Genomic DNA, 26,665 nt, shown 5'->3' with positions numbered 1-26,665 from the left:
GACCTTAGGTCCCGTCGTGCGCCGGTCCGCGCAGTTGCGCCGTCGGCAGCCGCCAGCCGTACGTGACCGCGGCCAGTCGCGTTCCGATCGTCACGAGGGCGCACGCCGCCGCGGCGGAACTCCCCGTCACGCCGACGGTCGTCGCGAGCCAATAGGTGGCTCCGCCCAGAACCGCACAGCTGGCATAGAAGTCCTCGAGCAGGACGAACGGCGACCGGTTCAGGAGGATGTCCGCGAACGCGCCGCCCCCGACCGCGTTGATCGTGGCGATGGCGACGACGCCGAAGCCCGAGGTCCCGGCGGCAGTCGCGACGATCGCCCCTGCGGTAGTGAACGCGGCGAGTCCGACGGCGTCGGAGAGCTGTGCGATCGGGTGCTCGTCCGGGCGAGCCAGCGCGACGTTCAGCCCGACCGCTAGGCAGACGCCGAGCACGCCGAGGGTCACTTCGCCCGTCGACCGGAGCGCCAGGGGCATACGCCCGACGAGGACGTCTCGGGTAGCTCCACCGGCGAAGGCCGTCGTCAGCCCGACGACGGCGACGCCGAACAGATCGAACTCCTCGCGGATCGCCTTCGTCGCGCCGACCAGCGCGAACGCGACCAGCCCGATCGTGTTCATCACGGCGAACGGGTCCCCGAGCAACACGCCGACGATGTCTCGAACCACTACCGTCGGCCACGGAAGGGAGCGTCTTGAGCGCTGCGAATCGGCGCTGAATCGGCGTCGACTCGAGAGGTACCTGACGCGCCCAAGGCGGTACCGGCTCCCGAGGCTCCCGCTCGAGGCGAGACGCTGTCCCCTGTACCGTCAGCGGAATCGCTTATGTATCTCGTCGTCCCTACCGTGAACTATGTCTCGCGGGATCGGCTGGTTCGACGCCTTCCGAGAGGTCGCGCCCGAGTGGAGCGTGATCCTGTTCGGCGTCGTCACCCAGCTCGGCGACGTCTGGTTTCTCGGCTTGCTCGTCAGTGCCGTCTACTGGACGGACACGTCGGATCGCGACGAGGCCGCCGCCGTTCTCGGGCTCACTCTCTCCGGCCTCTCGCTCATCACGGGCCTGAAAGCCTTCTTCGCGCTCCCGCGGCCGGAACGCGTGCTCGTAGAGATCGGCACGCTGCCGACGGTCGCCCGGCCGCTGTACGAGGCGACGGCGACGGCGACCGGTTACGGGTTTCCGAGCGGCCACGCGCTGATGTCGACGGTCGTCTATCTGAGCCTGGCCCAGTACTGGTCGGTCAGCACGCCCAGGCGTCGGTACGCCGGGGCCGCGGTGACGGTAACGCTCGTTTGTTTCTCCCGCGTCGCGCTCGGCGTCCACTATCTGGCCGATGTGGTCGCCGGCGTCACCGCTGGACTGGTGTTTCTGGCCCTCGCGTCCGCGCTTCTCGACCGCTCGCGGGGCCACCGCGGCACGCTCGCGTTCGGTCTCGCAGTCGCCCTCGCCGTCGCCGCCCTCGTCGTCTCCGAGTTGACGCCCGACGCCGTCCTCCTGTTCGGCACGTCACTCGGCGCGTTCGCCGGCTGGCAACTCGCCGTCGTCGCGCGGCAGGTGGGCGAGGGCCGCGGCCCGATCCGCTCGGATCGGGTTCTGACCGTCAGAACCGTCGTCGCGGCGCTTCTGCTCGCGTCGCTGGCCGCCGTCACGCTCTCCGGCCCCTTCTCGCTGGCAGGCGGGAGCGGCGCGCTCGGCCTGCTCGGCGCCGCGTTCGTCACGGCACCCGTTCTCTACCGTCGCGAACATCTCTATCGGACGACGGGCGGATCACCCTCGAGATCGCAGTAGTTCGCCTCACCGGCTCGAGTTCACACTAGACCGCCTCGCCGTTCTCGACCGTCACTCGAACCGCGCCGCTTCAGCTGTCGTGCTCGTCCACGTCGCCGCTCTCGTCGTCTCCGGCGGTGGTCTCCTCATCGTCCGTCGACGCCGCGTCTTCGTCCCCGTCCGGCGGATCCACCTTCATGTGCGAGGCGTCCTCGGCGGGGCTTTCCTCCGGTTCGGTGTCCTCGGTCCGGGTCGGCTGGGCCTGTTCGGGGTCCGGTCCCGTCGCCTCGCTCTCCTCTTCGGCCATCGCCGGATCGGAGACGTCGATCTCGATCTCGTCGGCCTCCGTTTCGCGTCGCGGGTCCTCGTCCGTCTCGCTCTCGAGGGTCGGGCTCGAGCGCGGTTCGCTGCGGTCGTGTTCGTCGGTGAACTCGATCTCCGAGTCACCGGGTTCGGCCTCGTCGATCGCGGGCTCCGCGGCGATCTCGCCGTCGGGCTCGATCTCGGAGACGCGGCCGGCGTCGACGCGCTCGGCGGCGGCGCTGGCCTCGTCCGAGGTCTCCTTGTCCTCGATGCCGTCCGCAACAGTTGGCGGGCCGCTCGCTTCCTCCTCGCGGCTCGAACGCCGCTTCCGGAGCCCGTACCCGATCAGGCCGGAACCGGCGATACCCAGGGGGATCGCCCGCGGCCGGTTCGCGGCCAGTGACCGGATCGCGGCCGCGAGCAAGAGCCCGCCGCCGACCAGCGGGAGCGTTCCGCGCTCGTGTGCGTCGGCTGCCGCCGCGGTCGCGCTCTCGATCGGTGCCGCCGGCTCCTCGCGTTGCTCGCGCTCGAGAAATTCGTCTATCGACTCGTTCGTCGCTGCGTCGTGATCGTGGTACTCGGTCATCGGAAAGCCTCCGAGCGACAGCGCTGGCGGTGCCACCATCGAACGGCTCGACACGGGACCGATCGTGGCGGACGCAGGCGTCACTCACGGGATGTACGCGGTCCGGTCAGATGAAGATTCGACCGGCAACTGAACACCGCCGTTCGCGCTCGCGTCGGTCACAGGGGCCGCCGACCAGCGCCCCCCTCGCGAACGGACGCGCTCACCGGGGAACGGCCGCCATATCCAATTATGGCCCTGCATACTCCGGGCCTGTGACCTTCCCCGCGTGGCGTGGAAGTACCGTATCATGTCGGATTCCAACGGACGTGACGACGAGTCACATCGTACTGTGCGGAACGTCGTTCTCGTCGTTCTCGATACGGCTCGGGCGAAAAGTGTTGGCGGAGACATCGTTTCTGCGACTCCGCGGACCGTCGACGCGGATCCGACGCCGACCCTGACGCGTCTCGCCGACGAAGGGACCGCACTCGAGAACGCGTTCGCGACCGCCCCCTGGACGCTCCCCTCCCACGCGTCGTTTTTCACCGGTACCTTTCCCTCCGAACACGGCACTCACGGCGGCCACACCTACCTCGACGACGACCTCCGGACGCTCCCCGAGGCGTTCGACGACGCCGGCTTTCGGACGATCGGCGTCTCGAACAACACTTGGATCACCGAGGAGTTCGGCTTCGACCGCGGGTTCGACGACCTCCGCAAGGGCTGGCAGTACATCCAGTCCGACGCCGATATGGGTGCAGTCGTCCGCGGCGAGGACCTCCGCGAGAAGCTCGAGGCAACCCGAAACCGGCTTTTCGACGGCAATCCCGTCGTCAACGCGGCCAACATCCTCTACAGCGAGTTCTTCCAGCCGGCCGGCGACGACGGGGCCGATCGATCGACGGACTGGGTCGCCGACTGGCTCGCCGACCGCGACGACGATAGCCCGTTTTTTCTGTTCTGTAACTTCATCGAACCCCACGTCCAGTACGATCCCCCGCGGGAGTACGCCGAGCGGTTCCTTCCAGATGGTGCCGACTACGAGGACGCGGCATCGATCAGGCAAGATCCGCGCGCCTACGACTGCGAGGACTACGACATCTCCGACCGCGAGTTCGCCATGCTCCGCGGGCTCTATCGGGCCGAACTCGCGTACGTCGACCAGCAGGTCGGTCGACTCCGGACCGCCCTCGAGGCGGCCGGCGAGTGGGAAGACACCCTGTTCGTCGTCTGTGGCGACCACGGCGAACACGTCGGCGAACACGGCTTCTTCGGCCACCAGTACAACCTCTACGACACGCTCCTCCACGTCCCGCTGGTCTGTCACGGCGGCCCCTTCACCGGCGGCGGCCGGCGCGACGACCTCGTCCAGTTGCTCGATCTCCCCGCCACGTTGCTCGAGAGCGTCGGCATCGACGACCCCGAACTTCGCGAGCAGTGGTCGAGCCGGTCGTTTCACCCCGATTCCGACGCCGAACCCCGCGACGCCGTCTTCGCCGAGTACGTTGCCCCGCAGCCCTCGATCGAGCGCCTCGAGGCCCGTTTCGGCGAGATCCCGGACCGCGTCCGCGCGTTCGACCGGCGGCTGCGAGCGGTCCGGACGGACGAGTACAAGTACGTCCGCGGCGACGACGGCTTCGAGCGCCTCCATCGCGTCTCGACCGACCCGTTCGAACGCGACGACATCAGCGACGACCGGCCCGAAACGGTGCGGACGCTCCGACGGCGGCTCGAGGAGCGCTTCGAGCCGTTCTCGGCGGCAGACGAGACGGGCGAGGTATCGATGCGCGAGGGGACCAAAGAGCGGCTGGCGGATCTCGGCTATCTCTGAGGCGACCGGGGGAGCCGATGTCTGTCTCGGGCGTCGTCTCGCCAGCGCGTGTGAGCACACCGGTGGCGCTCCGTGATCTCCTGACCGACCGAAATCGGGCAGACTGTGGGTGTCTATATCAATCGTACAGCTGTCCAGCCGGATGCGTTTCCGATCGCGGTCGAGATTACCCTCCGTGTCCTCCACTTCGCCTCCCGAAACGACGTCGTTTCCGTATCCGACGCAGGTCGTCTACGACGGCCCGGCCGACCGACTGCGCATCACCGTCGACGTTGCCCCTGCGACCGTCGACGATCTGACGGTCGAGGCCGGCCCGAGACGCCTCCGGATCACAGTCGCTCGCGGCGACGACGTTGCCGAGCGGACCGTCACGCCGCTTCCCCGCGGCCTCGCCTTCGGTGCCGACCGCGAGGGAGTTTACAACAACGGTGTTCTTACCCTCTCGCTCGAGACCGTCCCTCGCCGCCGATAGCGCGACCTCCGCTCAGCCACCGATGTCGGCAGTTGCTCGCTCCGACTGTCTGAGCGGATTGCCGACCGGTGGGGACCTCGGTTCGATCGACGAACTGCTCGAGCCGTCACTCGAGGTTCGGACCGGTTTCGGCGGTCGGATGCCGGCAACACGCTTTTGCTCGCCAGTCGGGTAGGTGCGCCAACGCAGTACCTCGCTCGACCGATGGCTACCCACGACGCGCGCTCCGCCGACGGGTTCGTCCCCTTCTTCCGTCGCTACGCGAAGACGTGGGTCCACGGGGTCGCGACGGCCGGACTGACCGCGTTCGGGACGCTGACGTTCGTCAACCGTTGGTTCGCCGTCCTCGCGATCGCCGCGTACGTGCTGCCGCCGCTCGTACTGTACCTCCGGCGGCCGCTGGCCGATATCGACGGCGTCGATCCGGGGAACAGCGTCGATCGCGCGACTCCGAACGACCGCGGGACGGACACGACACCGGGAGCGCGCAAACCCCACGTGTCGACGGCCGACCGTGGGTTGACCGCGGTAACGGACGACGGGGCAGGGGCCGAAACGACGGCCGACAGCGCGGCTGCCGAAACGCCGGCTGACAGCGCAGCTACCGTCTCCCCGGCCGACCGGTCCCTCGTATGGCGCGTCGCCGACGCGCCGACCGAGACGACGCTTCGAGACGTTACCGTCACCGACGGCGGCGCGGTCTACGCGGTCGGTGACGGCGGCGTGACCCTCACCGATGAGGGAACCGCTGCGGACGGCGACGCGCGAGAGTGGTCGGTCGTCCTCGAGGACGGGCCGGCCGCTTCGGGGGCCGACCTCCGCGGCGTCGACGCGACCGCAGACGGCGACGCGGTCTGGATCGCGGGCGACGGCGGCGCGGTGGCCCGGCTCGAGGCCGACAGCGGCCGGCACACGGACTTTACGGCGCCCACGGGGATCACCGACAACTGGCTGGGCATCGCCGTCGGCGGGACCGGCGGCGACGAGACGATCCTCCTGATCACCGGCTCCGGCGCGGTCTGTCGCGGCCGCTATCGCGACGGCGACCTCTCCTGGAGCGAGCCGGTCGCGCCCGGCGGCGGCTCGAGCCTGAACGCGGTCGCCCTCGCGGACGCCGCGGTCGGCTACTGCTGTGATACGAACGACGGCGTCTTCGAGACGACCGACGGCGGCCGCTCGTTCGAGGAGATCGGGCCGGTCGATGCAGAGGGGACGCTCGAGGCCGTCGCGACGCGCGGCCGCGAGGACTGTCTGGTGAGCGCGGACGACGGTGTCGTCCACCGCTACGGCGGCGGAACGTGGACGCCGGAGCGGGTCGCCGACGGCGCGCTGCCGGGGCTGGCCCGCCGCGATGGAGAGACGGTCGCCTGCAGCGCCGACGGGGGAATCTACGAGCGAACCGACACAGCGGATTGGGAGCGAGCGGACGCGGACGCGCCGGCGTCGCTGTTGGCCGTCTCGGTCGATTCGGACGGTGAGCAGGCGGTGGCAGTCGGCGTGGATGGGACGGTCCTCGAGCGGCGCTGACGCGATCCCGGCACGATCGGCCCACGGCCGCTCCTTCTCAGCTGCGAAACCATTCCTCCCCTACCGGTCGATTTCTTCCCCTCTCGTCCGCCACCGAAGATACGATCGGCTGATAGTCGGATTCGCGGAACAGTCCGCGAACCTGTCGAAATCGGCGTATTCAGGGCCAACTGGTATTCCCATCTCGGGCGAAGGCCCACGCGTCACAGCCACGCTGCGGGTCGCTCGAGTTCGCCTCGCAGCCGGGCGTGAAACGGCCTCGACTATGAGCACGTCACCACGAGCGGCGACGCGACAGACCGTCCGCGCGTTCGCACCCGCCGATAGAGCGGCGTTCTTGTCGCTGTACGAGACCGTGTTCGGTCACGAGAGAAGCGCCGACTGGTTTCGCTGGAAGTTCCGCGAGAACCCCTACGTTGATCACGTCCCGATCGTCGCCGCGACCGTCGGCGGCGAGCCGGTCGGCTTCCGGTCGTTTTTCGCCCAGGAGATGCGGCTCAGCGGCGTCGTTCGGACCGCGTTCCAGCCCTGTGATACGATGATCCACGCCGACCATCGCGGTCAGGGCCTGTTCGGCCGGATGAACGAGCACGCCATCGAGCGCTATCGCACCGGCCAGCCGTCGTTTTTCTTCAACTTCCCCAACGAGCACTCGAAACCCGGCAACCTCGCACACGGCTGGAAAGAGATCGGAACGGTACCGGCCTACTACCGCCCGCAAAACCCCGTCAGCGTCCTCGAGGATCGAACCGACGCCGGCCCGTCGTCGCCCGCTACCGACCCGCGAGCGGCCGACGGCCGGCGGATCGCCGCGCTCGCGGACGCTCTCGAGGGTGCGATCGCGACCTCCCACCGGGCCGGCGACCGGCTGCTCGTCGGCGCCGACGGCGACCTCGAGATCGAACGCCACGAGACGCCGCCGCCCGAGATCCTCGAGACGGTCTACCGGCGTTCGATCCCCGACGCGATCCACACGAACCGCACCGCCGCGTTCTACCGCTGGCGGTTCGCCAACCCTGCGCGGACGTACGCGGCTTACGTTGCCCGGCGGGACGACGAGCCCGTCGCCGCGCTCGTCACCTCGAGCACCGACGCGTACACCCGCGTCGTCGAGACGCTCCCGCGGACGCTCGAGGCGGGGGCGGCGATAGAACGCCTGCTCGCGGCGGCGCTCGACGACCACGCGGACCGCGGCTACGTCGAGGCGTTCGGCGAGACGCTGCCGGCGCCCCTGCGATTTCGCTTCTATCCGGACACGCGCTTGCCGCTGTCGGCGCTGCTCCAGCCGACCGCGCGGACGCTCCTCGCGCGCGATCTCGGTGACGGGATCGGTCTCGAGTCGAGTTCGATCGACGCGTGGTCGTTCTCGCGGCTCGATCTGGACACGACGTGACGGACCGGGTCGGACCCATCGGGTCGACGCCGTGCTCGGCGAGCGACCGGATCGGTCACTGTTATTGCCGTCGAACCCGGAGCGACGACCGTGAGCGATCGACGCGCAGAGAGCGACCGGCACGAGCGCTGCCGGCTGTGTGGGACGGCGCTGTCGGCGGCCGACGACGGGCTCGAGTCGGACGGTTTCTGTTCGACCGGCTGTCGCGATGTCGCCGCCGAGTACGGGACGAGCGACGGCGATAGCGACGCTGGTACGCCGGCCGATATCGGCGGTCCCGACGACCGAACCAACGGACAGGGGGACGCGGACGCGACGACCAGCACGTTCCTCCGGATCGACGGCATGCACTCGGCGACCTGCGAGGCGTTCCTCGAGAAAGTCGCCGAGGGCCGCGAGGGCGTGGCCGACGCCGAGGCGAGCTACGTCACGGAGACGGTCCGGGTCGATCACGATCCGGAGCGAATCTCGCCGGCCGAGCTCGAGGACGCGCTGAGCACGGTCGGCTACACGGCCTATCTACGGGAGGAGGCGACGGCCGACGAGGAGAGCGGCGGCACGCGTCGCTCCCGCGAGATGTCCGGGCTGCGAAAGCGCCGGGCGGACGACATGCTCGAGATGCGGTACGTGGTGGGGGTCGTCTTCGGCTCGTTCCTCCTGTTGCCGTTCGTGGCGGTGTTCTACCCGATGTATCTCACCGCGTTCACCGACTGGGGCGCGATCGAACACTTCGAGGGCGCGTTCACCGGCTTCAGCGGCTCGCTGTATCTCCCCCTGTTCATCGTGCTGACGGGCGCGATCGTCTACCTGACCGGCGGCCCGCTGCTCCGGGGCGCGTACGTCAGCCTGAAGCTGCGGCGGCCGACGACGGACCTGCTCGCGGCGCTGACGATCTGTAGCGCGTACGTCTACGCCGCGATCGTCTCCGTCCTTGGGGGGACCGATGTCTACTTCGACCTCACGATCGTCGTCGCCGCGCTCGTGATGGGCGCGATCTACTACGAGTCGACGATCAAGCGCCGCGCGGCTGACCGGCTGACTGACCTCACCGTCTCGCAGGTCGACACGGCCCGGCTGTACGCGTCGGACGGCTCGACGACGGAGATTCCGGTCGCCGACCTCGAGTCGAGCGATCGGGTGCTCGTCCGCGAGGGCGAGCGCATCCCCGTCGACGGGACGCTCGCCGAGGGCGAGTGTGCGGTCGACGAGGCCGTCGTCACGGGCGAGTCGCTGCCGGTCACGAAACGCGCGGGCGACGCGGTGATCGGCGGTTCGGTCGTCACCACCGACGCGGCGGTCGTCGACGTCGGCGAGCGGACGACCAGCAGCATCGAGCGGCTCACGCAGGTCGTCTGGAACGTCCAGAGCGCCGACCACGGCGTCACGCGCCGGGCTAACGAGTACGCCGCGATTATCGTCCCGATCGTCCTCGCCGCTGCGGTCGTCGTCGGCGCGGGCTCGTTTCTCCTCGGTGCGAGTCCGGTGGCGACCGCGCTGGCCGCCTGCATGACGATCATGGTCGCCAGCCCGTGGGCGCTGGGCTTCGCGACGCCGTACACCGTCGCCGCGAGCCTCCAGGCCGCCCTCGAGCGCGGGATCGTCGTCTTCGACGAGACGATCTTCGAGCGCCTGCGCGCGGTCGATGTCGTCGTCTTCGACAAGACCGGAACGCTCACCACGGGCGAGATGGCCGTCCGAGAGGCCGACGCCCCCGCCGACGTACTCGAGGCGGCGGCCGCCTTAGAGCAGCGCGCGGCCCACCCGGCCGCGGCGGCGATCGCCGAGGCCTTCGACGGGAGCGGTGACGGAAGCGAGAACGCGCGAGCGGACGGCGGCTCCACCGCGTCCGCCGATTTGGCGGTCGAGGACTTCCACACCCACGCGACCGGCGTCGAGGGAACCGTCGACGGGAAGCGGGTGCTGGTCGGCCACCCCGATCTCTTTCGGGAGCGCGACTGGGCGCTCGGTGCGGACCTCGAGACGCGACTCGAGCGCGCCCGCGAGGCCGGCCGGCTCCCGGTCGTCGTCGGCCGCGACGGCGAGGCGGCGGGGCTCGTCATCGTCGGCGACGATCCCCGCGAGGGGTGGGACGAGACGGTCGCGGCGCTCGATGCGGACGGCGTCGACGTCGTCGTACTGACCGGCGACGAGGGGGCGGCCGCCGAAAGCTTCGCGGCGCATCCGGGCGTCGATCACGTCTTCGCGGGCGTCTCGCCGGACGCGAAGACGGCGGCCGTCAGGCGGATGCGAGCCGAGAACCGTGTCGCGATGGTCGGCGACGGGACGAACGACGCGCCCGCGCTCGCCGCGGCCGATCTGGGCATCTCGCTTGGCAGCGGCACCGCCCTCGCCGCCGACGCGGCCGATATCGCGATCGCGGACGACGACTTGGCCGCGGTCGAGCGCGCGTTCGCGCTGGCGACGACGGCCCGCGACCGCCTCCGACAGAACGTCGGGCTCGCGTTCGTCTACAACGCGATCGCCGTCCCCGCCGCCGTCCTCGGCGTCGTCAACCCGCTGGTGACGGCCGCCGCCGTCGTCACGGGGGCGCTGCTCATCGTCGGCAACGCCGAACGGCCACTCGTCGACGACTGACCGGTGCGTTTTCTCCCTCGAGCGCGCTCTACGAACGCCCGTTCGGCGGGCGTCATGGGTCGACGGACATCGTCCGGATAGAAACGAGTCCGTCCTCACCGCCGTCGTCGGGCCAGGCTACCGCTACGGCAAGATACTCGGGCCGGGGCCGTCCACGCACGGACGGATGACCGAACGGATGGATCGTCGTCGCGCGTACGCCGCCGTCGTCGTCGGGACGCTCGGCTACACGTGCCTGATGTTTATCTGGTTCTCGCTACCAGCGTACCTCTCGACGATCATCGACGATCTCGCGCTCTCCGGAACACAAGCGGGCGTCGTCGCGGGGGCGGTCCCGCTGACGTACATCCCGATCGCGCTGTTTACGGGGATGGTCGTCGACCGAGTCGGGCCGGGGCGGAGCCTCGCGGCCGGCGTGCTGGTCTACGGCGTCGCGCAGGTCGGCCGCAGCTTCGCCGTCGGCTTTCCGTCGCTGCTCGGTGCGACGCTGCTCATCGGCGTCGGCGCGACGGCCATCACGTTCGGATTACCGAAGCTCGTCTCGGTGCTCTTTCCGCCCGACGAAACCGGTTTTCCCTCCTCGATCTACCTCGTCGGCGCGTCGGCGGGGACGGCGAGCGCCTTCGCCGTCGGTCGCCCGATCCTGGGGCCGCTACTGGGGGGCTGGCGCGACCTGTTCTTCTGGAGCGGGGTCGTCGCGGTCGGCTACGGCCTGCTGTGGTTCGTCGTCGCACAGCGGTTGGGGATCGACGCCCGAAACCGCGCGGCCAACGACGCCGACGCGGCGGACTCGTCGCTCACGCTCGCCGCGATCCGCCGGGATCTGAAACTCGTCCTCACCCACCGTGAGCTGCAGCTCGTGGTCGTCGTCGGGACGATGTACCTGCTGATCGCCCACGGAATGCAGGGGTGGCTCCCGACGCTGCTCGAGGCCCGCGGCTTTTCGGCGGACCGAGCCGGTCGGACCACGAGTCTGCTCGTGGCCGCCAACGTCGTCGGCGTGCTGACCATCCCGGTAGTGGCGGATCGGTTCGGCGCTCGTCGCACGGCGCTGATGGGTTGCGGGCTCGTCGCCGCCCTCGGCATCTCCGGCGTGGTCGCGAGCGGTGTCGGCCTCCTCTTGCTCGGGAGCATCCTCGTCACCGGATTCGGATTCGGCGGCCTCTCCCCGCTCGTGCGGGCGATCCCGCCGGACCTCGAGGGGATCGGCGCGCGGCTGACCGGCACGGCCGTCGGCTTCATCTTCGCCGTCGGCGAGATCGGCGGCTTCCTCGGTCCGGTGCTCGTGGGGACGTTGCGCGATCTCACAGGGTCGTACGTCCCCGGACTCCTCGTGTTGGCCTCCGGGGGGCTCGTCGTCGCCGTCGCCGGTGGCGTGTTGCGGTATCGGTACGGCGATTCCTGACGGAGCGCGAGCGCGTCGGGACGTACGTCCGGTCGGTCTCGCTCGAGGAGCTACGGACTCGACAGCCGCGGCTTCGATGAGCACCTGCTCAGCTGTCGTCCGACTGTCTGCGAGCCGGCGGCGTCCGCGAGACGAACTTTCCCCACGTGTCGCGGCGGTTCGCGACCCATCGGTAGGACCGCTCGCGGAGGCGCTGGTAGTCGTCGAACTGGCGGAGGAACGCGACGACCTCGTCGGCAGGCGCGGCGAGGTCGGCGCGGACGAACGCCTGCTCGATCGATGCGCCACAGGAGTAGACCCCGTCGTCGGTCACCAGGTGCGCGCAGTCCTCGTAGTCGGCCGGCAGCCGCTCGCGGAGGTCGTCCGTGAGGTCGGCAAAGCCGACGATGCGGATGTCGGTCCGCCTATCGAAGTACTCCGCCCACCACGTACAGAAGCCGCAGTCGTCGTCGTAGACGAGCGTCGGCGCGGTCATAGCCGTCTGCACGGGCTCGAGACACAAACGCTTGTTCTCCGTAATGATCGTCCTCGAGCGGGGCTACGGTGCGCGCAGCGTGGGATCGCTCGAGCGCCGGGATACTTGGGACGGGACGGCTAACCGAGCGGTATGGAGCGGTTCGTCCGACTGATGGTCGCCGGCGGCGTGGTGCTGGTCGGCGGGCTCTGGCTCGCGGCGCTCGTCGATTTCGGCTCGGGCCCGTGGCTGGCGGGGATCGCGCTCGCGCTGCTCGGGAGGGCCGGCGTTTTTGCCGGGATCGCGAGCGAACTCGAGCCGGGCGCGTTCGCCGTCGGCGAGGAGTGATCGACCGGTCGTCGCCAGAAGGTTATTGAGACTACTGTTCGATCCTCGAGCATGAGCAGCGCGGGTCGGTCGCTTTCGGAACCGCAGGTGCTGGCCCACACCAAGCGGCGGCTCTTTCCGACGGACTCGGAGGAGTCGGCGACCTACGCGGTGGTCGACACGCAGTTTTCCCAAGCCGAATGGCGGCCCGGCGAACCGGTCGATCCCGCGATTCGAGAGCGGCTGGCCCCGTTCAACCACGTCCGGATCGGCGGCGGCTATCCGGATCTCGTGGGCGTGCGGACCCTCGAGTCCGAGCTGCTGGCCGTCGAACGCCTCGGCGACGAGCCGCCGCTGATCGCGATCGAAGCGAAGGGGTACGCCGGCGGCGGCGTCGACACGCAACGCGGGATCGTCCAGGCCTACGACCGGCTCCACGAGGCCAACGCGGCCTACCTCGCCGCGCCGGCGGCGTCGATCTCCGAGACCGATCGGACGCTCGCGCGCGAGCTGAACGTCGGCGTCCTCGGCGTCGATTCCGCGGGAACGGTCGAACCGCTCGAGGTACCCCGCGTCGTCGGTACCCGGACGACCACCGAGGCGACGGCGCTGCGGTTTCAGGCCAGCGCGCAGGGCGTCGCGGGGGAATCGTTCGGACTGAACCACCCGAAGAACTACCTCGGCTATCCGCTGGCCCACTACGCGGACGGGGAGACGGCGGCGCTGCTGTCGGAGTACGACGTTGTGAGTGCGGTCGCCGACGCTCGCCAGGGCGCTGCGTTTCTGGGACTGATCGAGGACGGACCGCGCGGTGTCGAACTGACGGGGCTCGGGCGCGAGGTCGTCAGGTTCGCGCTGAACCGCTCCGGGACCGTAGAGCGGGCGCTCGAGGAGTTCGGGGGCTGGTACCGGTCGCGCAAACGGTTCGTCGACCTCGCGCCAGCGTGGGGACAACTCGCTCGCCGGGTGATCTTCGCCTATCCGGCGACCGAGTTGCTGGTCTCGGAACTTCAGACCATGCACGACGACGGCATCGCCGAACCGTCGCTCGTGGACCTCGTCGAGTACCTGCACGAACTCCACCCCTCGTTCACCGTCGAGCTATTCGTTCGGGGCGACGACGGCGTTCGCGGCCGCGTTCTGACCGGCGACGGCGACCTTCGGCGATCGGAACTCGCGGACGGCTCGGTGTATCACTCCCCGACCGTCTTCCAGCTGAAAGCGATGCTGTACCACGCCGGCATCCTGACCGAGCGCGGAGCGGAACCGCACCGCCTCGAGCCACTCGAGGATGTCTGGGCGCTCCGCGAACCGGTTTAATTTCGCCCGTGCAGTCTCGGTGATACCGCGATCACGCGAGAGCGACCCAAGCCGCTTTCGGGTGGCCCGATACGTCGGCTATCGCGCGCTACTTCTCGCGGAGGTCCTCGGTCATGAGCTCGGTCTCGGCGTGCCACGTCTTCCGGTTGAGCGCGACGAGGAGCAGCCCTCCGTACCCCAGCACGACGATCGCCGTGACGATGCTGCCCGGAATTTGACCGATCGCCGCACTGGTCGGCCATTGGGCGTCCGCGAAGGCCGTCACGCGAACGAGCCACGCCCCGAGCAGGACGCTCATCAACGGTAGGTAGACGCGCCGGAGCCGGTGGGCGAGGGCCTCCGTCCGCGAGATCTCGAGCCGGGGCTGTCGGTAGTCCTTGCTTAACTTGGCTCGCCAGTTCTCGTCTGCCAGCCCCTGTGAGGGATCGAGCCCGTACGCGAAGACGTTCTTCTGTAACGCCCGCATCCGCGATCGCCAGATGTCGTACCCTCGATACCGCCGCGCTTCGATGACCAGGAAGACGCCGAGGACCGCCGCCCCCGCCAGTAGCACGTAGTGGGGGTTCGACTCGCTCGAGAACGCCCAGGTGAGGAGGGCCGCCAGCACGATAACGGCCCAGTTGGTCGTCCGGTCGAGGCGCTCGCGCCAGAAGCGCATGCGGTGGATCTCGCCGCGGTAGAGGTGGGCCATCGCTCCGCTCGGCCCCATCTCCTCGTCGAGGAGGCCGCGGCCGACCTCCCGGTGGGCTTCGTCGGTCGCGTCGACCTCCGTGTCTTCCCGATCGGGTGTGTCGGCGTCCCGGCGGTCTTTGGCAGATGTCTCGGGGTCGTTGCTCCCGCTCTCGCTCATCGGTACCCCCTCTAGGATGGTCGTGTATAATAATCCTATGAATGCACAATACTACTTGGGGCCCACGACGGGACCGCCTCGCAGGCGGGCCACGTCGCTGTTCGACGCTCGCACCGCTGATCTCGAGCCCGCCGAAACGCACCCCTAGAGCCGTTACTCGAGCGATGTCTCGAAGAGGTTCAGTCGGGAACTGAACATCGACGCGTCTTCGCTGAGTGTTTCACTGTCGTCGGCGCTGAACGTCCGATCGCGGACGAACAGAACGGTCGTGGGCTCTAACGGACCGTTGTCGCTCCGGTTCCGGACGACGTAGCCGGTGTACTCGTCCGGCTGTGGAATCTCCGGCACGGTCTCTCCGTCGGTGGTCCGGAGCAGTGCCACCGTCGTCCCTGCCTCGAGTTGCGAGATGACGTCGAACGTTGCGCCGGCTTCATAATCGTAGGTGAAGAGCAGGACGCGCGCCACCCGTTCTTGTGCCATCGTCATCCACCTTCGTTCTCGGTGCGTGTCTCGGGCCCCTCGGTTGCCTGCTCGCCCCTCGGTCCGGTACCCTCGCCCAGTGTCGTCTCGAGGAGGTTCAGATCGGAACTGAGCACCGATGCCGCCGGTCCGATCGTTCCGCTGTCACCGGCGTTCAGCCCCTGTCCGCGAACGAACAGGAACGTCGTGATCCCTGCTCCCTGGCCGATGTCGTATCGGATGAGGTGCCCGGTCCACTCGTCGGGTTGGGAGATCTCCGCGACCGGTTCGTCGTCGACCTGCAGGATGTCGACCGTCGTCCCCTGTTGAAGCGGTGCGACGACCTCGAAGGTCGCCCCTGGGTGATAGCTGTCCGCGAAGACCGCTACTTGTTCCTGTTGAGCGCCGACCGCGGCAGTGCCGAACGCGCCCGTCCCGAGCGTCAGCGCGGCCGTCGCGAGGGTGCTTCTCGCCATGAACGACCGCCTCGTGTCGCCCACCGTAGTTTCATCACTCATACTCCCCTCACTTCGTCTCCCCTCCGGTGTCCCCGCTCCAGAGGCACAATAGTCTACGCCAGCGATCGATATAAGGGGGGCTGACCGTTCTGCTGGACGGCGATCAGACGCCGGCCGATAATACGATGTAGTGCGTGGTTGTCGATCGATTCGGGTCTATTTTCGAACGAACACGCGGCTCCCGTGAGTGCTGTGTTACCCACTCTCAGATTTAATCCGATAGCTCTCGGTCCGATGCCAATTACGTGTTGTGTCGTAACTGGGTCCGCTCAGCGACGAGCAGTCAAATGTTACATCCGTCGCGTCATTGATCGACTACCCCTCGGCCGTCGGCCACTTCTATGCGTCGTGGCCACCAACTGCGAGACCGATGTCGTCACGGATTCCCCATCGATTACTGGCTGCCAACCGCGTCTCTCGTTCGGGTTGGGCGGGCACGGAGGGGCCGTTCTCTCCCGAATCTCGGCCCGGAAGCGAGAACTCCGTCCGCCGGGCGACGCGCACTCGAGCGATAGCAGCGCCGACGAAAACTGACTGGTTCCTTCCCCGGATCGCTCGCCGGCTGTGTTCGAGTAGCTACGTCGACGAACCGGTGTCGAGGAGATTGGTGTTCGAGTCGTCGGTCGAAACCCCCTTGCTCTCGAGGGCGACCGTGACGCCGTCGGCCGCATCCTCGACCGTCACAGTGTAGCCGTAATAGGCGAACTCGAGGCGCGTAAAGCCGTCCGAATCCGGAAGCGAGTCGAGGAGGTCGGGGTCGATCGAACCGTACAGCGGCTCGAGCGAGATCGGATCGGTGTCGGTAGCGGTGGCGACGAGGTCGATGACAGTCATGCTGACCGATCCGTCTGCTGGGACCGATGTGGACTCGAACGGATTCATAACTCCGGCTGGGAGACCTGGAGTAAAGAAGATATTCCAATATTTCGGCCGCCCGATATCGGAGAAAAGAACGATTCAGCACGCCGAACTACGCGGAAGAGACGTTTCGACAGCCGCCGACTATTCCGAAGGCGTAGATACGTGTTACGATGTTCGGTCGCCTCTCACTCGCGGCGCGGGACCTCGTGGCGGCCGAAGCCGTACCGGAGCCGGTTCGCGAGTCGCCGCGAGAACCGGCCGTCGTCGGCCCGCGAGCCGAACCGCTCGGCCAGCGCCGTGTAGATCAGCGGGAGCGGGACCTCCTGTTCGAGCCCCTCCTGGACGGTCCAGGTGCCGGTCGAGCCGCCCTCGATGCGATCGGCGACGGTCCCCAGATCGCTGCCCTCCTCGCGGAATGCCTCCTCGCAGAGCTCGAGCAGCCACGAGCGGATGACCGCGCCGTTGTTCCAGACCGAGGCCACGTTCTCGAGGTCCAGGTCGTACCGGCCCTCGTGGAGCAACTCGAAGCCCTCGCCGTAGGCCTGCATCAGGGCGTACTCGACGCCGTTGTGGATCATCTTGACGTAGTGTCCCGATCCCGCGGCCCCCATCCGCTCGTGACCGTCGGGGCCGGTCGCGACGGCGTCGAAGATCGGCGCGAGTTCGTCGTAGGCCCACTGCGGGCCGCCGACCATCAGCGAAAAGCCGAGTTCGGCACCGGCGGGGCCGCCGGAGGTGCCACAGTCGAGGTAGGCCGCGGGACAAGATTCGGCGCGGCGCACGGAGTCCTCGAAGTAGGAGTTGCCGCCGTCGACGACGACATCGTCGCCGTCGAGGTGGGATTCGAGTTCCTCGAGCGTGACATCGACCGCCTCGCCGGCGGGGACCATCAGCCAGATGCGCTTGTCGCCCTCGAGTCGATCGACGAGGTCTTCGATCGAGTCCGCCGGCTCGGCACCGGCGTCGGCCGCCGTCGCGACGGCTTCCTCGTCCAGATCGAAGGCGACGATATCGTGGCCCGCCGCGAGGGTGCGCTCGACGACGATCTGTCCCATCCGCCCGAGTCCGATCAGGCCCAGTTGCATGGGTAGGCGTCGGCCGGCCGGTGTGGTAGTGGTTGCGGTTCGGCGGCGGTCGCGACCGCGATCGGTCGATCAGGGCGACGACGGCGCGGCCTCGAGGGTGACCTCGACGCGGCTGCCGCCGGCGGCTGACTTGGAGAACGAGATGGTGCCGCCGTAGCTGTCGACCATCCAGCGGACGAGCCAGAGGCCGAGCCCGCTGCTGTGAGTGAGCTGCGTGATGTCGCTCTCGCCGGTGACCACGTCGATCTCGGCCGGCGGGATGCCGGGGCCGTCGTCGGCGACCGCGAGCCGAATCTGCCCGTCGTCGCGTGTGACCGAAATCTCGACGGCCGGCTCCGGTGTCGCGTGTCGGATCGCGTTCTCGAGCAGGTTGTCGACGACGAGTTCGACTCCGGGGTCGGCCAGGGCTCGGTGGGGGCCCGCCGCCGAGACGGTGACGGTCCCGTCGGCGATGTCGCAGTTCGCGACGGTCTCGTCGACGATCGCGGCGATGTCGACCGGTTGGCGCTCGCCGTCGCGCTCGAGGGCGTACTGGATCGCTCGCGTCTTCTCGCTGGTGGCGGCGAGGTCGGTCGCGGTCTGGCGGAGCGTGCTCGCGGCGGCCGCGAGGTCGCGGTCCTCGAGGTGTTCACAGAGGAGTTCGGCGTAGCCGATGACGACGGTGAGGTCGTTGCGCAGGTTGTGCCGGAGGACGCGGTTCAACACCTGAAGGTACTGCTCGCGCTCCTTTCGCTGGGTGATATCCCTGACGACGTTGACGGTCCCTCGGAACTCCTCGGTTCCGCCCTCGTCGTCGCCCGGGAGGAGCGAACACTCGATTTCGACCGGGAACTGCTCGCCGTCGGCGGTGATATAGGCGGTCTCGAACGGGCCGGTATTCGCTTCGGGGTCCGAGAGGAGCCGCTTGACGTGTTCGACCGCGCGGTCGTATTTCGACTCGTCGAAGACCATCGAGGCGGGCTCGCCGAGCAGTTCCTCGCGGTCGTAGCCCAGCCGCTCGGCGAAGGGATCCGTCACCAGCGAGAACCGGGCGTCCTCGTCGGTCGCGTACACCATCCCCTCGACGGTCTCGAGGACCTGTTCGTGTCGCAGGAGGTCCTCGCGGCGGTCGGCCCGCTCGAGCGCGGCGGCGGCGCTCGCCGTCAGTAGCTGTGCGAGCTGGACGTGGTGGTCGTCGAACGCCCCGCTTTTCGGCGAGCCGACGTTGAGGAGCCCGTGGTCGCCCAGCGGGATGGTCATCGCGCCGCGGATCGATCCGTAGTCGTACGGCGACTCGGTCTCGATGTTCTCGAAGACGATCGGCTCGGTCCGTCGGAACGCTTCGCTCATCTTGCTCTCGTAGATGCCGACGCGCTTTCGCTCCTCAAAGTGGTCGTCGACGGTGTCGGAGGCGGCCGTCAGTATCAGCGCTTCTGCCTCGGGATCGTAGAGGCGGACCCCAACGATGTCGAACCCGAGGACGCGCTCTGCAGCCTCGACGACGACGCTCGCGACATCCGTCTGTGACTCACAGGAGAACAGGGCCTGCGTCGTCTCGAGTAACTCGGTGACGACGTCCGCGCGGCGGTGCCGACCGGTCGCGTCCGTGAGCGCGGCCGGTCGCTCGGCGACTAATGTCTCGGTATCGGCGGCCGCGTCGCGCTCTGCAGAGTCGCCGCACACGATCTCGGTCGCGGTGGTCTGTGTGGCCGTTCGCGCCCGGTCGGCAGAGACGGCCGCGATGCGATCCGCGAGGGTCTCGTCGGCCGTCGCTGTGAAGTACTCGGTCGCGCCCGCGCGCGTCGCTGCCGCCGCGGCGGCACCGTCGGGCGTCGCCGTCGCGTAGATGATCGGCACCGCGGGAGCCCCCTTCCGGATCGCGGCCACCGTCTCGACGCGATCGGCGTCGCTCCCGTCGACGACGACGCAGTCGACGGCGGCCGTTTCGATGCGCTCGAGGACCGCCCCTCGGTCTTGGATCGCCACGACATCGAACGCGCCGCCGAGTTCGTGGGCCGACGTCGGCTCGTCGCCGACGACGACGACGGACTGTCCGGCTCGAGTCACTGTCGGGCCTACGGAGGCAGTCGGCAGAAATGAATGTTATGGCGGATTGGTCGGCCCAGCGACGTGATCGCGGCCGATCACTGGATCGGATCTTCGAGTCGCGCCCAGCCGATCGCGTCGAGGACGACGATCCGGTCGTTGTATCGGACGTAGACGCCGTTGTACGCGTTGTCGTCACCGTCGTAGTAGGGGAGTGACTCTCGAATGCGGTCGACGACGGACCAGGCGCCGTCTCGCTCGATCGTGATGTGCTCCCATTCGTTTCGTGCGCCGTTTCGAACCGCCCGATCGAGCGCCCGCCGCGCGCCCGGAATCTCGCCGAGACGCTGTGCGGAGGCATCGACGACGACCGCGTCGGCCGGGACGTCCTCCGATCGGATGAGACGTGCGCCGAGATCCGCCTTCGATCGCGACGTGTAGGTCTCCGACTGCTCCGTATGCAGGACGTAGCCAGCCACGGCAGCCGTTCCCACTGCGAGCAGTGTGATTGCCATGTCTTTACCCCTGATCATTAGCCACTACCTTACAGTAACCGACTAAGTATCTTTCGCAAGAATGTTCATTTCTAATACGTTCGGAACGAAAACCGCGATCGGCGTCTCAGAACAACCCGCCGACGTTGGCCGAGATCAGGCCCGCCACCACGAGCAAGCCGATCGCGGCGAGTGCGGCCCCGCGAAACACCGGCAGCGCCTCGCGGGCCGGTTCGCGGATCTTCTTGCCGGTGAGCCCCGCCTCGAGTCGCTTCGTGCCGATTTCGACGAGTGCGGTCAGGACGAGCCAGAGCGCGACCATCGCGAGCACCAGGCGGCCGTTGATCGACCCGAAGAGCCCCTCCGCGGTGTAGCCGGTGCCGGCCATGTGGCCCCCGGAGAGAAAGAGGACGAGCGAACTCACGCGAGAAATCGCCGTGAGCTTGCCTGAGATGACTTCGAGCGGTCGAGTCGTGTTGAACGCCCCATCGCGGGCCAGCGGCAGGACGACGGCGGCGACGAAGCAGACGCTGCCGGCCCAGAGAGCGGCAAACAGGAGGTGTGTCGTTCTGGCGACGACCTCGTCGATCATACGGGGTCGCTCGGCGAGCGGGCGTATCAGCGTTCCGACTTCGGCTCGCTTGAGAGTCGCCATCGGCGACCGTTCCGAGACGGAGTCACTCGAGCCAGTCGGGCGTCCACGCGACCAGCCGTCGTCGGAGCAGCGCGTAGACCAGCGAGATAGCGACTCCGCCGGCGATCACGGACGTGAGCCAGCCGTCGAAGACGACCAGTGTCGGCACCGCCAGCGCTACCGCGACGGCGGCGTCCTCGGGCGCGCCGTCGTAGCGAATCCACCGGCGCGGTCGGATCCACCGACGACGAACGTGGTCGTAGACTGCCCGCTCCGTACGATCGTTCCACGGGTCCATCTCCAGTCCGCCGCCGAGGGCGTCGCTGGCGGCGTGGAGCCAGGCCGTGACCGCGACGGCGGCCAGCGCGAGCGTCGGGCTCGAGGGGGCGACCGCGGCCACCGCGACCGCCGGAACGGCCACCGCGAGACCGGCGACCGGAAAGTGCAGCGTCCGCCGATGGGCCAAGACGAGGTCGAAATCGGGTGCGAGCCCGCCGACGATCGCGCCGACCGCGAGCGCGACTGCGAACTCGGGGACGAGGTACGCGACCGGGGCGACGACCGCCAGCCCGGTGAACACGTGGGTGGTCGCCATCATCGCTACTCGCTCGAGCCTACGGCGGGGAGGTGCAAAACGGTACGCGAACCGGCGGTCTGGGGCACGCTCCGGGGATCCGTCGGTCAGTCGAGGCGGTCAGTCGAGGTTCTCGCCCTGATAGCTGCCGTCGTAGACCTCCTCGTGGCCGGCCTCGGCGAAGACCAGTTGCGCGATCCGGGCACCGCGCTCGAGTTCGATGTCGTGGTGGACCTGTAGCAGTCCCTCGCCGCGTCCCTCGTAGCCGGCGTCCCAGACCGCCGTGTTGAGCATACAGGAGTTGCGCATGAGCGACGACCGCGGGTAGACGAAGCCGACGTGGCCCTCCGGGATCGCGATCCGCTCGCCGTACCGGACGACGTAGGCCCCTTTCGGTAGGTAGTACGTATCGGGGTCGGCCTGCTCGAGTTCCTCGAGGGGGCGAGCGATCCGCTCGCCGATCTCCTTGCCGTCCCGGCCGATGCGGCCCGGCTCGAGCTGCTCGAAGACGACGTCGGCGGTGAGATCCACTCCGTTCGGCTGGATCTGCGCGTCGGTCGTCGGCGAAACGTGGTCGGCGACGAACACACCGGAACGGAACATGTGGTGGCAAGGCCGCGGGGACGAGAAAAACGTATCCGTTCGCGGCGGCTCGACGGGACGCTACCATTCGACACGCCCCGGCTCGATGGATCCGACCGACTGGGCACGGACCGGGACTCGGTCCCGGTACTCACGGATCACGAAGCGCGATCCCGGCCCGGTTGACGAACGGTCGTCAGACTGGCAATATTTTCTCGAAACGTTCCGTTACGATGGGCAGTACGCCGGTCCAGCCTCATAGAAACACGCTGGATTTATCAGGGCGGACAGCCGACTTCTGTGTGCTATGGGACAGACTCTCACCGAGAAGATTCTCGACGACCACCTCGTCGAGGGCGAACTCGAGACCGGCGAGGAGATCGGGATCGAGATCGATCAGGTGCTCACTCAGGACACGACCGGTACGATGGTCTGGCTCCAGTTCGAAGCGATGGGGCTGGACGAAGTGCAGACCGAGATCGCTGCACAGTACTGTGATCACCAGACCTATCAGTTCGACTTTAAAAACACCGACGACCACCGTTTCCTCCGTTCTGCGGCCGGCAAATACGGCGCTCACTTCTCTCGCCCCGGTAACGGCATCTGCCACAACGTCCACCGCGAGAACTTCGCGGCTCCCGGCAAGACGCTGCTCGGTTCGGACAGCCACACGCCCACGCCCGGCGGCCTCGGCGAACTCGCCATCGGCGCCGGCGGGATCGACGTCACCGTCGCCATGGGCGGCGCACCGTACTACATCGAGATGCCCGAAGTCGTCAACGTCCGCCTCGAGGGCGAGCTCCCCGAGTGGGCCACCGCGAAAGACGTCATCCTCGAGCTTCTGCGACGGCTCTCCGTCAAGGGCGGCGTCGGCAAGATCCTCGAGTACACCGGCCCCGGTGTCGAGACGCTGACCGCGCCCGAGCGGATGACGATCACCAACATGGGTACGGAACTCGGCGCGACGACGTCGATCTTCCCGACCGACGAGCAGACCGAGGACTACCTCCAGCGCGTCGGCCGCGGCGACGAATACGTCGAGCTCCAGCCCGACGACGACGCCGACTACGACGACGAGATCGTCGTCGACCTCTCGGACCTCGAGCCGCTGATCGCTCAGCCCTCGATGCCCGACAAGGTCGTTCCCGTCAGCGAAGTCGAAGGCGAGTCCGTCGAGCAGGTCATCGTCGGCTCCTGTACCAACGGCGGCTACGAGGACATCCTCCCCGTCGCCAAGATGCTCGAGGGTCGCGAGACCTCGATGGAAACCGACACCATCGTCGCGCCCGGCTCCAAGCAGGCCTCCGAGATGCTCGCCCGCGAGGGCTGGGTCGCTGAGATGATGGCCGCCGGCGTTAACTTCTCCGAGGCGACGTGTGGTGCCTGTATCGGCATCGGTCACGTCCCCTCCTCGGACTCCGTCTCGCTGCGGACGTTCAACCGCAACTTCGAGGGCCGCTCGGGTATCGAAGACGACAACGTCTACCTCTGCTCGCCGGAGGTCGCCGCCGCCGCGTCGCTCAAGGGCGAAATCGTCGACCCCCGGAACCTCGCCGACGAACTCGGCGACCTCGAGGCCCCCGGCGTCGAACTCCCCGACGAGTACGACGGCTCCAAGACGGACCTCATCAGCCCCGACGAGGCCGTCGACGACGAGCTCATCAAGGGCCCCAACATCGGCGACGTGCCGCTGAAAGACCAGCTCGACTCCGACATCGCGGGCGAGGCGCTCCTGAAGATGGAGGACAACATCACGACCGACCACATCATCCCTGCAACGCAGGACATCCTGATGTACCGGTCGAACGTCCCCAAACTCTCCGAGTTCACCCTCTCGCGTGTCGACGAGACCTTCGCTGACCGCGCGCTCGAGGCCGACGGCGGCTTCCTCGTCGCCGGCGAGAACTACGGTCAGGGCTCCTCGCGCGAGCACGCCGCCCTCTGTCCGATGTACCTCGGCATCGAGGGCGTCCTCGCACAGAGCTTCGCCCGGATCCACCGCGCGAACCTCTTCAACTTCGGGATCGTCCCGCTGACGATCGACGAGGACACCTACGAGAACATCGACCAGGGCGACGAGATCGAGATCGTCGACGACGTCTACGACGCCGTCACGAGCGGACAGGAGGAGTTCACCGTCCGCGTCAACGGCGATGAGTACACCGCGACGCTCGACGCCTCCGAGCGCGAACGCGCCATCCTCGCGGCCGGCGGCAAGCTCTCCTGGACCAAAGAGCAGGCCGAAGGCGGCAGCTCTGGCGCACCCGCCGACGACTGATCAACTCGAGCGACGACCCGGCTGCCGACTCTCGCTTCGATTTTCCGTTTTTTACTCGCCGACGAGCGACGGCGGCCGATGCCGGCGGCAACTCGTATCGTCACCGTCATGGCCCAGCGCCCGATAGCACTACTGAATGGCCGACGGACACGAGAACGCCGGATATCGGCGGTTGTTTTCGGGCGACGGGATGACGTTCGGCACCGGTTTTCCGCTGACGGGGGCCAACCGATCGACGCCGTCGATCGAGGACGAGCTCCGACTCGCAGCGCACGCCGAATCGGTCGGCTTCGACGGCCTCTGGACGCGGGACGTGCCGACCTACTGGCCGAAGTTCGGCGACGCCGGCCAGACGTTCGACACCTGGCCGTGGCTCTCCCACGTCGCGGCCCACACCGACGAGGTCGCGCTCGGCACCGCGAGCGTCGTCCTCACGCTCCGCCACCCGCTGCACGTCGCGAAATCCGCCGCGACCGTCGACCGACTCTCGGACGGGCGGCTCGTCCTCGGCGTCGCCTCCGGTGACCGCGACCCCGAGTATCCCGCCTTCGATGTCGAGCACGACGAGCGCGGCGCGCTCTTTCGCGAGAGCGTCGAGGCCATGCGGACGGTCTGGTGCGAGGACTTCCCCGAACTCGAGGGGCGCTGGGGCTCGCTCGAGGGTGACCTCGACGTAGTTCCGAAGCCGACGGCCGAGACGATTCCCCTCCTCCCGACGGGCCACGCCCGCCAGTCCCGCGAGTGGATCGCCGAACACGGCGACGGCTGGCTGTTCTATCACCTGCCCGAGCGCACGCTCGAGGACTACGTCGCTGACTGGCGCGCGGACGCGGGCGAGAAACCCTACGCGATGGCCGTCCGCGTCGAACTGGCCGACGACCCCGAGGACGAGCCCGAGCCGCTCCATCTCGGCTATCGCGCCGGCCTCGAGTGGTTTCGGGAGTATTTCCGCGATCTCGAGGCACTCGGCGTCGACCACGTCATCGTTGGCCTCCAGAGCGACGAGCCCAAGCAGGCGCTGTCGACGTTCGCCGACGAGCTCATCGACGGACCGTAGCGATACGACCGTTTCCAGCCGCCCTCGACGCGGATACCGGTCCCGCCACCGACGGCTCGAGTCGCGCCGTTACGCCTCGGTTCGAAACGTTATCCGACAGCCGTAGTCGGGACTGACGGGAGCGATTCGATCGCCGTCGGAGAGCCGGGTCGATGTCGGCGGATCGGGCCGGGGAAGCGGCGCGTCGGCGCTCTGGCGCTGCTTGCGACCGTCTCGAGAGAGCAGGAACTCCCAGCCGGCGTCCCGGCGGACGGCGGTGCCGTTGAGGCTCCGATCTCGCAGGTGCCAGGCGACGCCGTCGTGTTCGAGGACGGCGTGTTCCGGATCGAGGAACCGCTCGTCGTCGGGGAGCACGACCGTCGGAATCCGGCTGTCCGCGGCCCAGCGACCGAAGGTGTCTCCGGGGCGAACGCGAACCGTCCGTCCGGACGGCTCGTGGACGAGGCGGGCAGACCGCGCCGGCACCTCGAGACCGGGAACGAGGGCGTCGGACAGTTCGGCCGCGTCGTCGAACCGATCGCGAGGGTCCGGTGCGGTCGCCCGCCGGATCGCGTCGACGATGGCGGACGGCGGGTCCGCGCCGGCCGATCGCAACGCGGCACCCGTCCGCGCCGTCGACGTGGGCGTCTCCGCCGCGGCCGTTCCGGTCAACAGAAACGCGATCAGCACGCCGAGCGCGTACACGTCGGACCGCGGTCCGATCGGCGACGCGCGGCCGTTCGTCCGCGTCAGTTCGGGCGCCTTGAACGGGTCCTCCCCGAAGCGCACGTCCGGCTCCGTCTCGGTCGACACCGCGGCGTTCAGATCGATCACGGCCGGCTGCCCGGAGCGACGAACGAGCACGTTACTCGGCTTCAGATCGAGGTGGGCGACGCCGTTGCGGTGGAGGAACGCGAGCGCCCTGCAGACGGGGCCGCCGATCGCGCGGACGGCCTCGAGCGACGGCTCCGTGTCTCCGCGGTCGAAGCGTTCGGCGACCGAGCCGCCGTCGATCAGCTCCGTGGCGATGTACGCCGTCTCACCGCCGACCGATCCGTCGAGAAAGTGGACGAGCGAGCCCGGAACCGGCCCGCCTTCGAACCGGCGGAACCACTGCAGTTCCCCCCGAAAGTGTGCTCGGATCTGTTCTCGATCGTGAGCGCCGTCGGTCTCACACTTGAGTGCGATCGGCTGCTCTCGTTCGCGGTCGATCGCCCGCCAGACCGTTCCGAGCCCGCCGGCGCCGAGGCGCTCCTCGAGTCGAAACCGATCGTCGACGACGGATCCGGGACGGAGTTCACCTGACATTAC

General features: G+C 68.4%; 25 protein-coding genes. 11 read left to right on the top strand and 14 right to left on the bottom strand.

Annotated elements, in window-relative coordinates; translation table 11 throughout:
* Positions 1–4: 4 nt before the first annotated feature.
* A complete protein-coding gene (locus NKH51_RS12655) occupies positions 5–619 on the bottom strand; it encodes a trimeric intracellular cation channel family protein (RefSeq protein WP_425606704.1) in 615 nt (204 codons plus the stop codon).
* A 232-nt stretch (positions 620–851) separates the two neighbouring features.
* Between NKH51_RS12655 and NKH51_RS12650 the strand changes: the two genes are divergently transcribed.
* Positions 852–1,784 carry a phosphatase PAP2 family protein gene (locus NKH51_RS12650; RefSeq protein ID WP_254762046.1) on the top strand — a complete coding sequence of 311 codons (933 nt, stop codon included), beginning with the start codon at positions 852–854 and terminating at the stop codon, positions 1,782–1,784.
* Positions 1,785–1,854: 70 nt separating this feature from the next.
* Here the strand turns inward: NKH51_RS12650 and NKH51_RS12645 are convergent, their stop codons facing one another.
* Entirely contained in the window at positions 1,855–2,652 is a 798-nt protein-coding gene (locus tag NKH51_RS12645; RefSeq protein ID WP_254762045.1) for a prolipoprotein diacylglyceryl transferase, read from the bottom strand.
* 289 nt (positions 2,653–2,941) lie between these two features.
* Between NKH51_RS12645 and NKH51_RS12640 the strand changes: the two genes are divergently transcribed.
* The 6 genes from NKH51_RS12640 to NKH51_RS12615 all read left to right on the top strand — a co-directional run bounded on the left by NKH51_RS12640 (position 2,942) and on the right by NKH51_RS12615 (position 11,857).
* Positions 2,942–4,465: a sulfatase gene (locus NKH51_RS12640; RefSeq protein WP_254762044.1), complete on the top strand. Its 1,524-nt coding sequence runs from the start codon at positions 2,942–2,944 to the stop codon at positions 4,463–4,465.
* 175 nt (positions 4,466–4,640) lie between these two features.
* Positions 4,641–4,937, top strand: coding sequence for an Hsp20/alpha crystallin family protein (locus tag NKH51_RS12635; RefSeq protein ID WP_254762043.1), 297 nt, complete (start codon positions 4,641–4,643; stop codon positions 4,935–4,937).
* A 204-nt stretch (positions 4,938–5,141) separates the two neighbouring features.
* Complete coding sequence (locus NKH51_RS12630) at positions 5,142–6,464, top strand: WD40/YVTN/BNR-like repeat-containing protein (protein WP_254762042.1); 1,323 nt, start codon at positions 5,142–5,144, stop codon at positions 6,462–6,464.
* Between the two features lie 265 nt (positions 6,465–6,729).
* The gene (locus NKH51_RS12625) at positions 6,730–7,857 is read left to right on the top strand and encodes a GNAT family N-acetyltransferase (protein ID WP_254762041.1); all 1,128 of its coding nucleotides are present in this window, start codon (positions 6,730–6,732) and stop codon (positions 7,855–7,857) included.
* Between the two features lie 90 nt (positions 7,858–7,947).
* Entirely contained in the window at positions 7,948–10,452 is a 2,505-nt protein-coding gene (locus NKH51_RS12620) for a heavy metal translocating P-type ATPase (protein WP_254762040.1), read from the top strand.
* Between the two features lie 166 nt (positions 10,453–10,618).
* Positions 10,619–11,857 (top strand): MFS transporter, encoded by a 1,239-nt coding sequence (locus NKH51_RS12615; protein ID WP_254762039.1) that lies wholly within the window; start codon positions 10,619–10,621, stop codon positions 11,855–11,857.
* Positions 11,858–11,945: 88 nt separating this feature from the next.
* Here the strand turns inward: NKH51_RS12615 and NKH51_RS12610 are convergent, their stop codons facing one another.
* The gene (locus NKH51_RS12610) at positions 11,946–12,332 is read right to left on the bottom strand and encodes a DCC1-like thiol-disulfide oxidoreductase family protein (protein ID WP_254762038.1); all 387 of its coding nucleotides are present in this window, start codon (positions 12,330–12,332) and stop codon (positions 11,946–11,948) included.
* A gap of 132 nt (positions 12,333–12,464) precedes the next feature.
* On the opposite strand from NKH51_RS12610, the gene NKH51_RS12605 reads away from it, so the two are divergent.
* Together NKH51_RS12605 and NKH51_RS12600 are read left to right on the top strand one after the other, a co-directional pair.
* Positions 12,465–12,659, top strand: coding sequence for a hypothetical protein (locus NKH51_RS12605; protein WP_254762037.1), 195 nt, complete (start codon positions 12,465–12,467; stop codon positions 12,657–12,659).
* A gap of 51 nt (positions 12,660–12,710) precedes the next feature.
* Positions 12,711–13,958 carry a hypothetical protein gene (locus NKH51_RS12600; protein ID WP_254762036.1) on the top strand — a complete coding sequence of 416 codons (1,248 nt, stop codon included), beginning with the start codon at positions 12,711–12,713 and terminating at the stop codon, positions 13,956–13,958.
* An 88-nt stretch (positions 13,959–14,046) separates the two neighbouring features.
* Here NKH51_RS12600 and NKH51_RS12595 read toward each other — a convergent pair whose 3' ends face one another.
* From NKH51_RS12595 to NKH51_RS12550, 10 genes are all read right to left on the bottom strand, one after another.
* Positions 14,047–14,808 (bottom strand): DUF2270 domain-containing protein, encoded by a 762-nt coding sequence (locus tag NKH51_RS12595; RefSeq protein WP_254762035.1) that lies wholly within the window; start codon positions 14,806–14,808, stop codon positions 14,047–14,049.
* 153 nt (positions 14,809–14,961) lie between these two features.
* Positions 14,962–15,288, bottom strand: a complete 327-nt coding sequence (locus NKH51_RS12590) for a hypothetical protein (protein ID WP_254762034.1) — start codon at positions 15,286–15,288, stop codon at positions 14,962–14,964.
* Between the two features lie 2 nt (positions 15,289–15,290).
* Positions 15,291–15,785 carry a calcium-binding protein gene (locus tag NKH51_RS12585; protein ID WP_254762033.1) on the bottom strand — a complete coding sequence of 165 codons (495 nt, stop codon included), beginning with the start codon at positions 15,783–15,785 and terminating at the stop codon, positions 15,291–15,293.
* Positions 15,786–16,361: 576 nt separating this feature from the next.
* Positions 16,362–16,619 carry a HalOD1 output domain-containing protein gene (locus NKH51_RS12580; RefSeq protein WP_425606671.1) on the bottom strand — a complete coding sequence of 86 codons (258 nt, stop codon included), beginning with the start codon at positions 16,617–16,619 and terminating at the stop codon, positions 16,362–16,364.
* Between the two features lie 212 nt (positions 16,620–16,831).
* The gene (gene gnd, locus NKH51_RS12575; protein ID WP_254762031.1) at positions 16,832–17,731 is read right to left on the bottom strand and encodes a phosphogluconate dehydrogenase (NAD(+)-dependent, decarboxylating); all 900 of its coding nucleotides are present in this window, start codon (positions 17,729–17,731) and stop codon (positions 16,832–16,834) included.
* 69 nt (positions 17,732–17,800) lie between these two features.
* Positions 17,801–19,777: a sensor histidine kinase gene (locus tag NKH51_RS12570; protein WP_254762030.1), complete on the bottom strand. Its 1,977-nt coding sequence runs from the start codon at positions 19,775–19,777 to the stop codon at positions 17,801–17,803.
* Between the two features lie 77 nt (positions 19,778–19,854).
* The gene (locus NKH51_RS12565; RefSeq protein ID WP_254762029.1) at positions 19,855–20,289 is read right to left on the bottom strand and encodes a hypothetical protein; all 435 of its coding nucleotides are present in this window, start codon (positions 20,287–20,289) and stop codon (positions 19,855–19,857) included.
* 88 nt (positions 20,290–20,377) lie between these two features.
* On the bottom strand, positions 20,378–20,842 hold the full coding sequence (locus NKH51_RS12560; RefSeq protein WP_254762028.1) for a copper resistance protein CopD: 465 nt from the start codon (positions 20,840–20,842) through the stop codon (positions 20,378–20,380).
* Between the two features lie 85 nt (positions 20,843–20,927).
* Positions 20,928–21,482: a metal-dependent hydrolase gene (locus tag NKH51_RS12555; protein WP_254762027.1), complete on the bottom strand. Its 555-nt coding sequence runs from the start codon at positions 21,480–21,482 to the stop codon at positions 20,928–20,930.
* Between the two features lie 96 nt (positions 21,483–21,578).
* The gene (locus tag NKH51_RS12550; protein ID WP_254762026.1) at positions 21,579–22,061 is read right to left on the bottom strand and encodes a deoxyuridine 5'-triphosphate nucleotidohydrolase; all 483 of its coding nucleotides are present in this window, start codon (positions 22,059–22,061) and stop codon (positions 21,579–21,581) included.
* A 286-nt stretch (positions 22,062–22,347) separates the two neighbouring features.
* On the opposite strand from NKH51_RS12550, the gene NKH51_RS12545 reads away from it, so the two are divergent.
* Positions 22,348–24,318 (top strand): aconitate hydratase, encoded by a 1,971-nt coding sequence (locus NKH51_RS12545; protein ID WP_254762025.1) that lies wholly within the window; start codon positions 22,348–22,350, stop codon positions 24,316–24,318.
* A gap of 136 nt (positions 24,319–24,454) precedes the next feature.
* Complete coding sequence (locus tag NKH51_RS12540; RefSeq protein ID WP_254762024.1) at positions 24,455–25,375, top strand: LLM class oxidoreductase; 921 nt, start codon at positions 24,455–24,457, stop codon at positions 25,373–25,375.
* Between the two features lie 69 nt (positions 25,376–25,444).
* On the opposite strand, the gene NKH51_RS12535 is transcribed toward NKH51_RS12540, so the two are convergent.
* Positions 25,445–26,662, bottom strand: a complete 1,218-nt coding sequence (locus NKH51_RS12535; RefSeq protein ID WP_254762023.1) for a serine/threonine-protein kinase — start codon at positions 26,660–26,662, stop codon at positions 25,445–25,447.
* Between the last annotated feature and the right edge of the window lie 3 nt (positions 26,663–26,665).

Source organism: Natrinema marinum (assembly GCF_024296685.1).
GTDB lineage: Archaea > Halobacteriota > Halobacteria > Halobacteriales > Natrialbaceae > Natrinema > Natrinema marinum.
Note: the sequence above shows the minus strand (reverse complement) of the source record. Positions and strands in the feature narration are given on the sequence as shown.

Excerpts from the sequence above, each read along its gene's own strand:
- NKH51_RS12610 (WP_254762038.1), bottom strand. The coding sequence starts at position 12,332 with ATGACCGCGCCGACGCTCGTCTACGACGACGACTGCGGCTTCTGTACG.
- NKH51_RS12605 (WP_254762037.1), top strand. The coding sequence starts at position 12,465 with ATGGAGCGGTTCGTCCGACTGATGGTCGCCGGCGGCGTGGTGCTGGTC.
- NKH51_RS12550 (WP_254762026.1), bottom strand. The coding sequence starts at position 22,061 with ATGTTCCGTTCCGGTGTGTTCGTCGCCGACCACGTTTCGCCGACGACC.
- NKH51_RS12650 (WP_254762046.1), top strand. The coding sequence starts at position 852 with ATGTCTCGCGGGATCGGCTGGTTCGACGCCTTCCGAGAGGTCGCGCCC.
- NKH51_RS12600 (WP_254762036.1), top strand. The coding sequence starts at position 12,711 with ATGAGCAGCGCGGGTCGGTCGCTTTCGGAACCGCAGGTGCTGGCCCAC.
- NKH51_RS12590 (WP_254762034.1), bottom strand. The coding sequence starts at position 15,288 with ATGGCACAAGAACGGGTGGCGCGCGTCCTGCTCTTCACCTACGATTAT.
- NKH51_RS12545 (WP_254762025.1), top strand. The coding sequence starts at position 22,348 with ATGGGACAGACTCTCACCGAGAAGATTCTCGACGACCACCTCGTCGAG.
- NKH51_RS12625 (WP_254762041.1), top strand. The coding sequence starts at position 6,730 with ATGAGCACGTCACCACGAGCGGCGACGCGACAGACCGTCCGCGCGTTC.
- NKH51_RS12580 (WP_425606671.1), bottom strand. The coding sequence starts at position 16,619 with ATGACTGTCATCGACCTCGTCGCCACCGCTACCGACACCGATCCGATC.
- NKH51_RS12615 (WP_254762039.1), top strand. The coding sequence starts at position 10,619 with ATGACCGAACGGATGGATCGTCGTCGCGCGTACGCCGCCGTCGTCGTC.
- NKH51_RS12655 (WP_425606704.1), bottom strand. The coding sequence starts at position 619 with ATGAACACGATCGGGCTGGTCGCGTTCGCGCTGGTCGGCGCGACGAAG.
- NKH51_RS12540 (WP_254762024.1), top strand. The coding sequence starts at position 24,455 with ATGGCCGACGGACACGAGAACGCCGGATATCGGCGGTTGTTTTCGGGC.
- NKH51_RS12555 (WP_254762027.1), bottom strand. The coding sequence starts at position 21,482 with ATGATGGCGACCACCCACGTGTTCACCGGGCTGGCGGTCGTCGCCCCG.
- NKH51_RS12640 (WP_254762044.1), top strand. The coding sequence starts at position 2,942 with ATGTCGGATTCCAACGGACGTGACGACGAGTCACATCGTACTGTGCGG.
- NKH51_RS12565 (WP_254762029.1), bottom strand. The coding sequence starts at position 20,289 with ATGATCAGGGGTAAAGACATGGCAATCACACTGCTCGCAGTGGGAACG.
- NKH51_RS12630 (WP_254762042.1), top strand. The coding sequence starts at position 5,142 with ATGGCTACCCACGACGCGCGCTCCGCCGACGGGTTCGTCCCCTTCTTC.
- NKH51_RS12595 (WP_254762035.1), bottom strand. The coding sequence starts at position 14,808 with ATGAGCGAGAGCGGGAGCAACGACCCCGAGACATCTGCCAAAGACCGC.
- gnd (WP_254762031.1), bottom strand. The coding sequence starts at position 17,731 with ATGCAACTGGGCCTGATCGGACTCGGGCGGATGGGACAGATCGTCGTC.
- NKH51_RS12560 (WP_254762028.1), bottom strand. The coding sequence starts at position 20,842 with ATGATCGACGAGGTCGTCGCCAGAACGACACACCTCCTGTTTGCCGCT.
- NKH51_RS12535 (WP_254762023.1), bottom strand. The coding sequence starts at position 26,662 with ATGTCAGGTGAACTCCGTCCCGGATCCGTCGTCGACGATCGGTTTCGA.
- NKH51_RS12645 (WP_254762045.1), bottom strand. The coding sequence starts at position 2,652 with ATGACCGAGTACCACGATCACGACGCAGCGACGAACGAGTCGATAGAC.
- NKH51_RS12585 (WP_254762033.1), bottom strand. The coding sequence starts at position 15,785 with ATGAGTGATGAAACTACGGTGGGCGACACGAGGCGGTCGTTCATGGCG.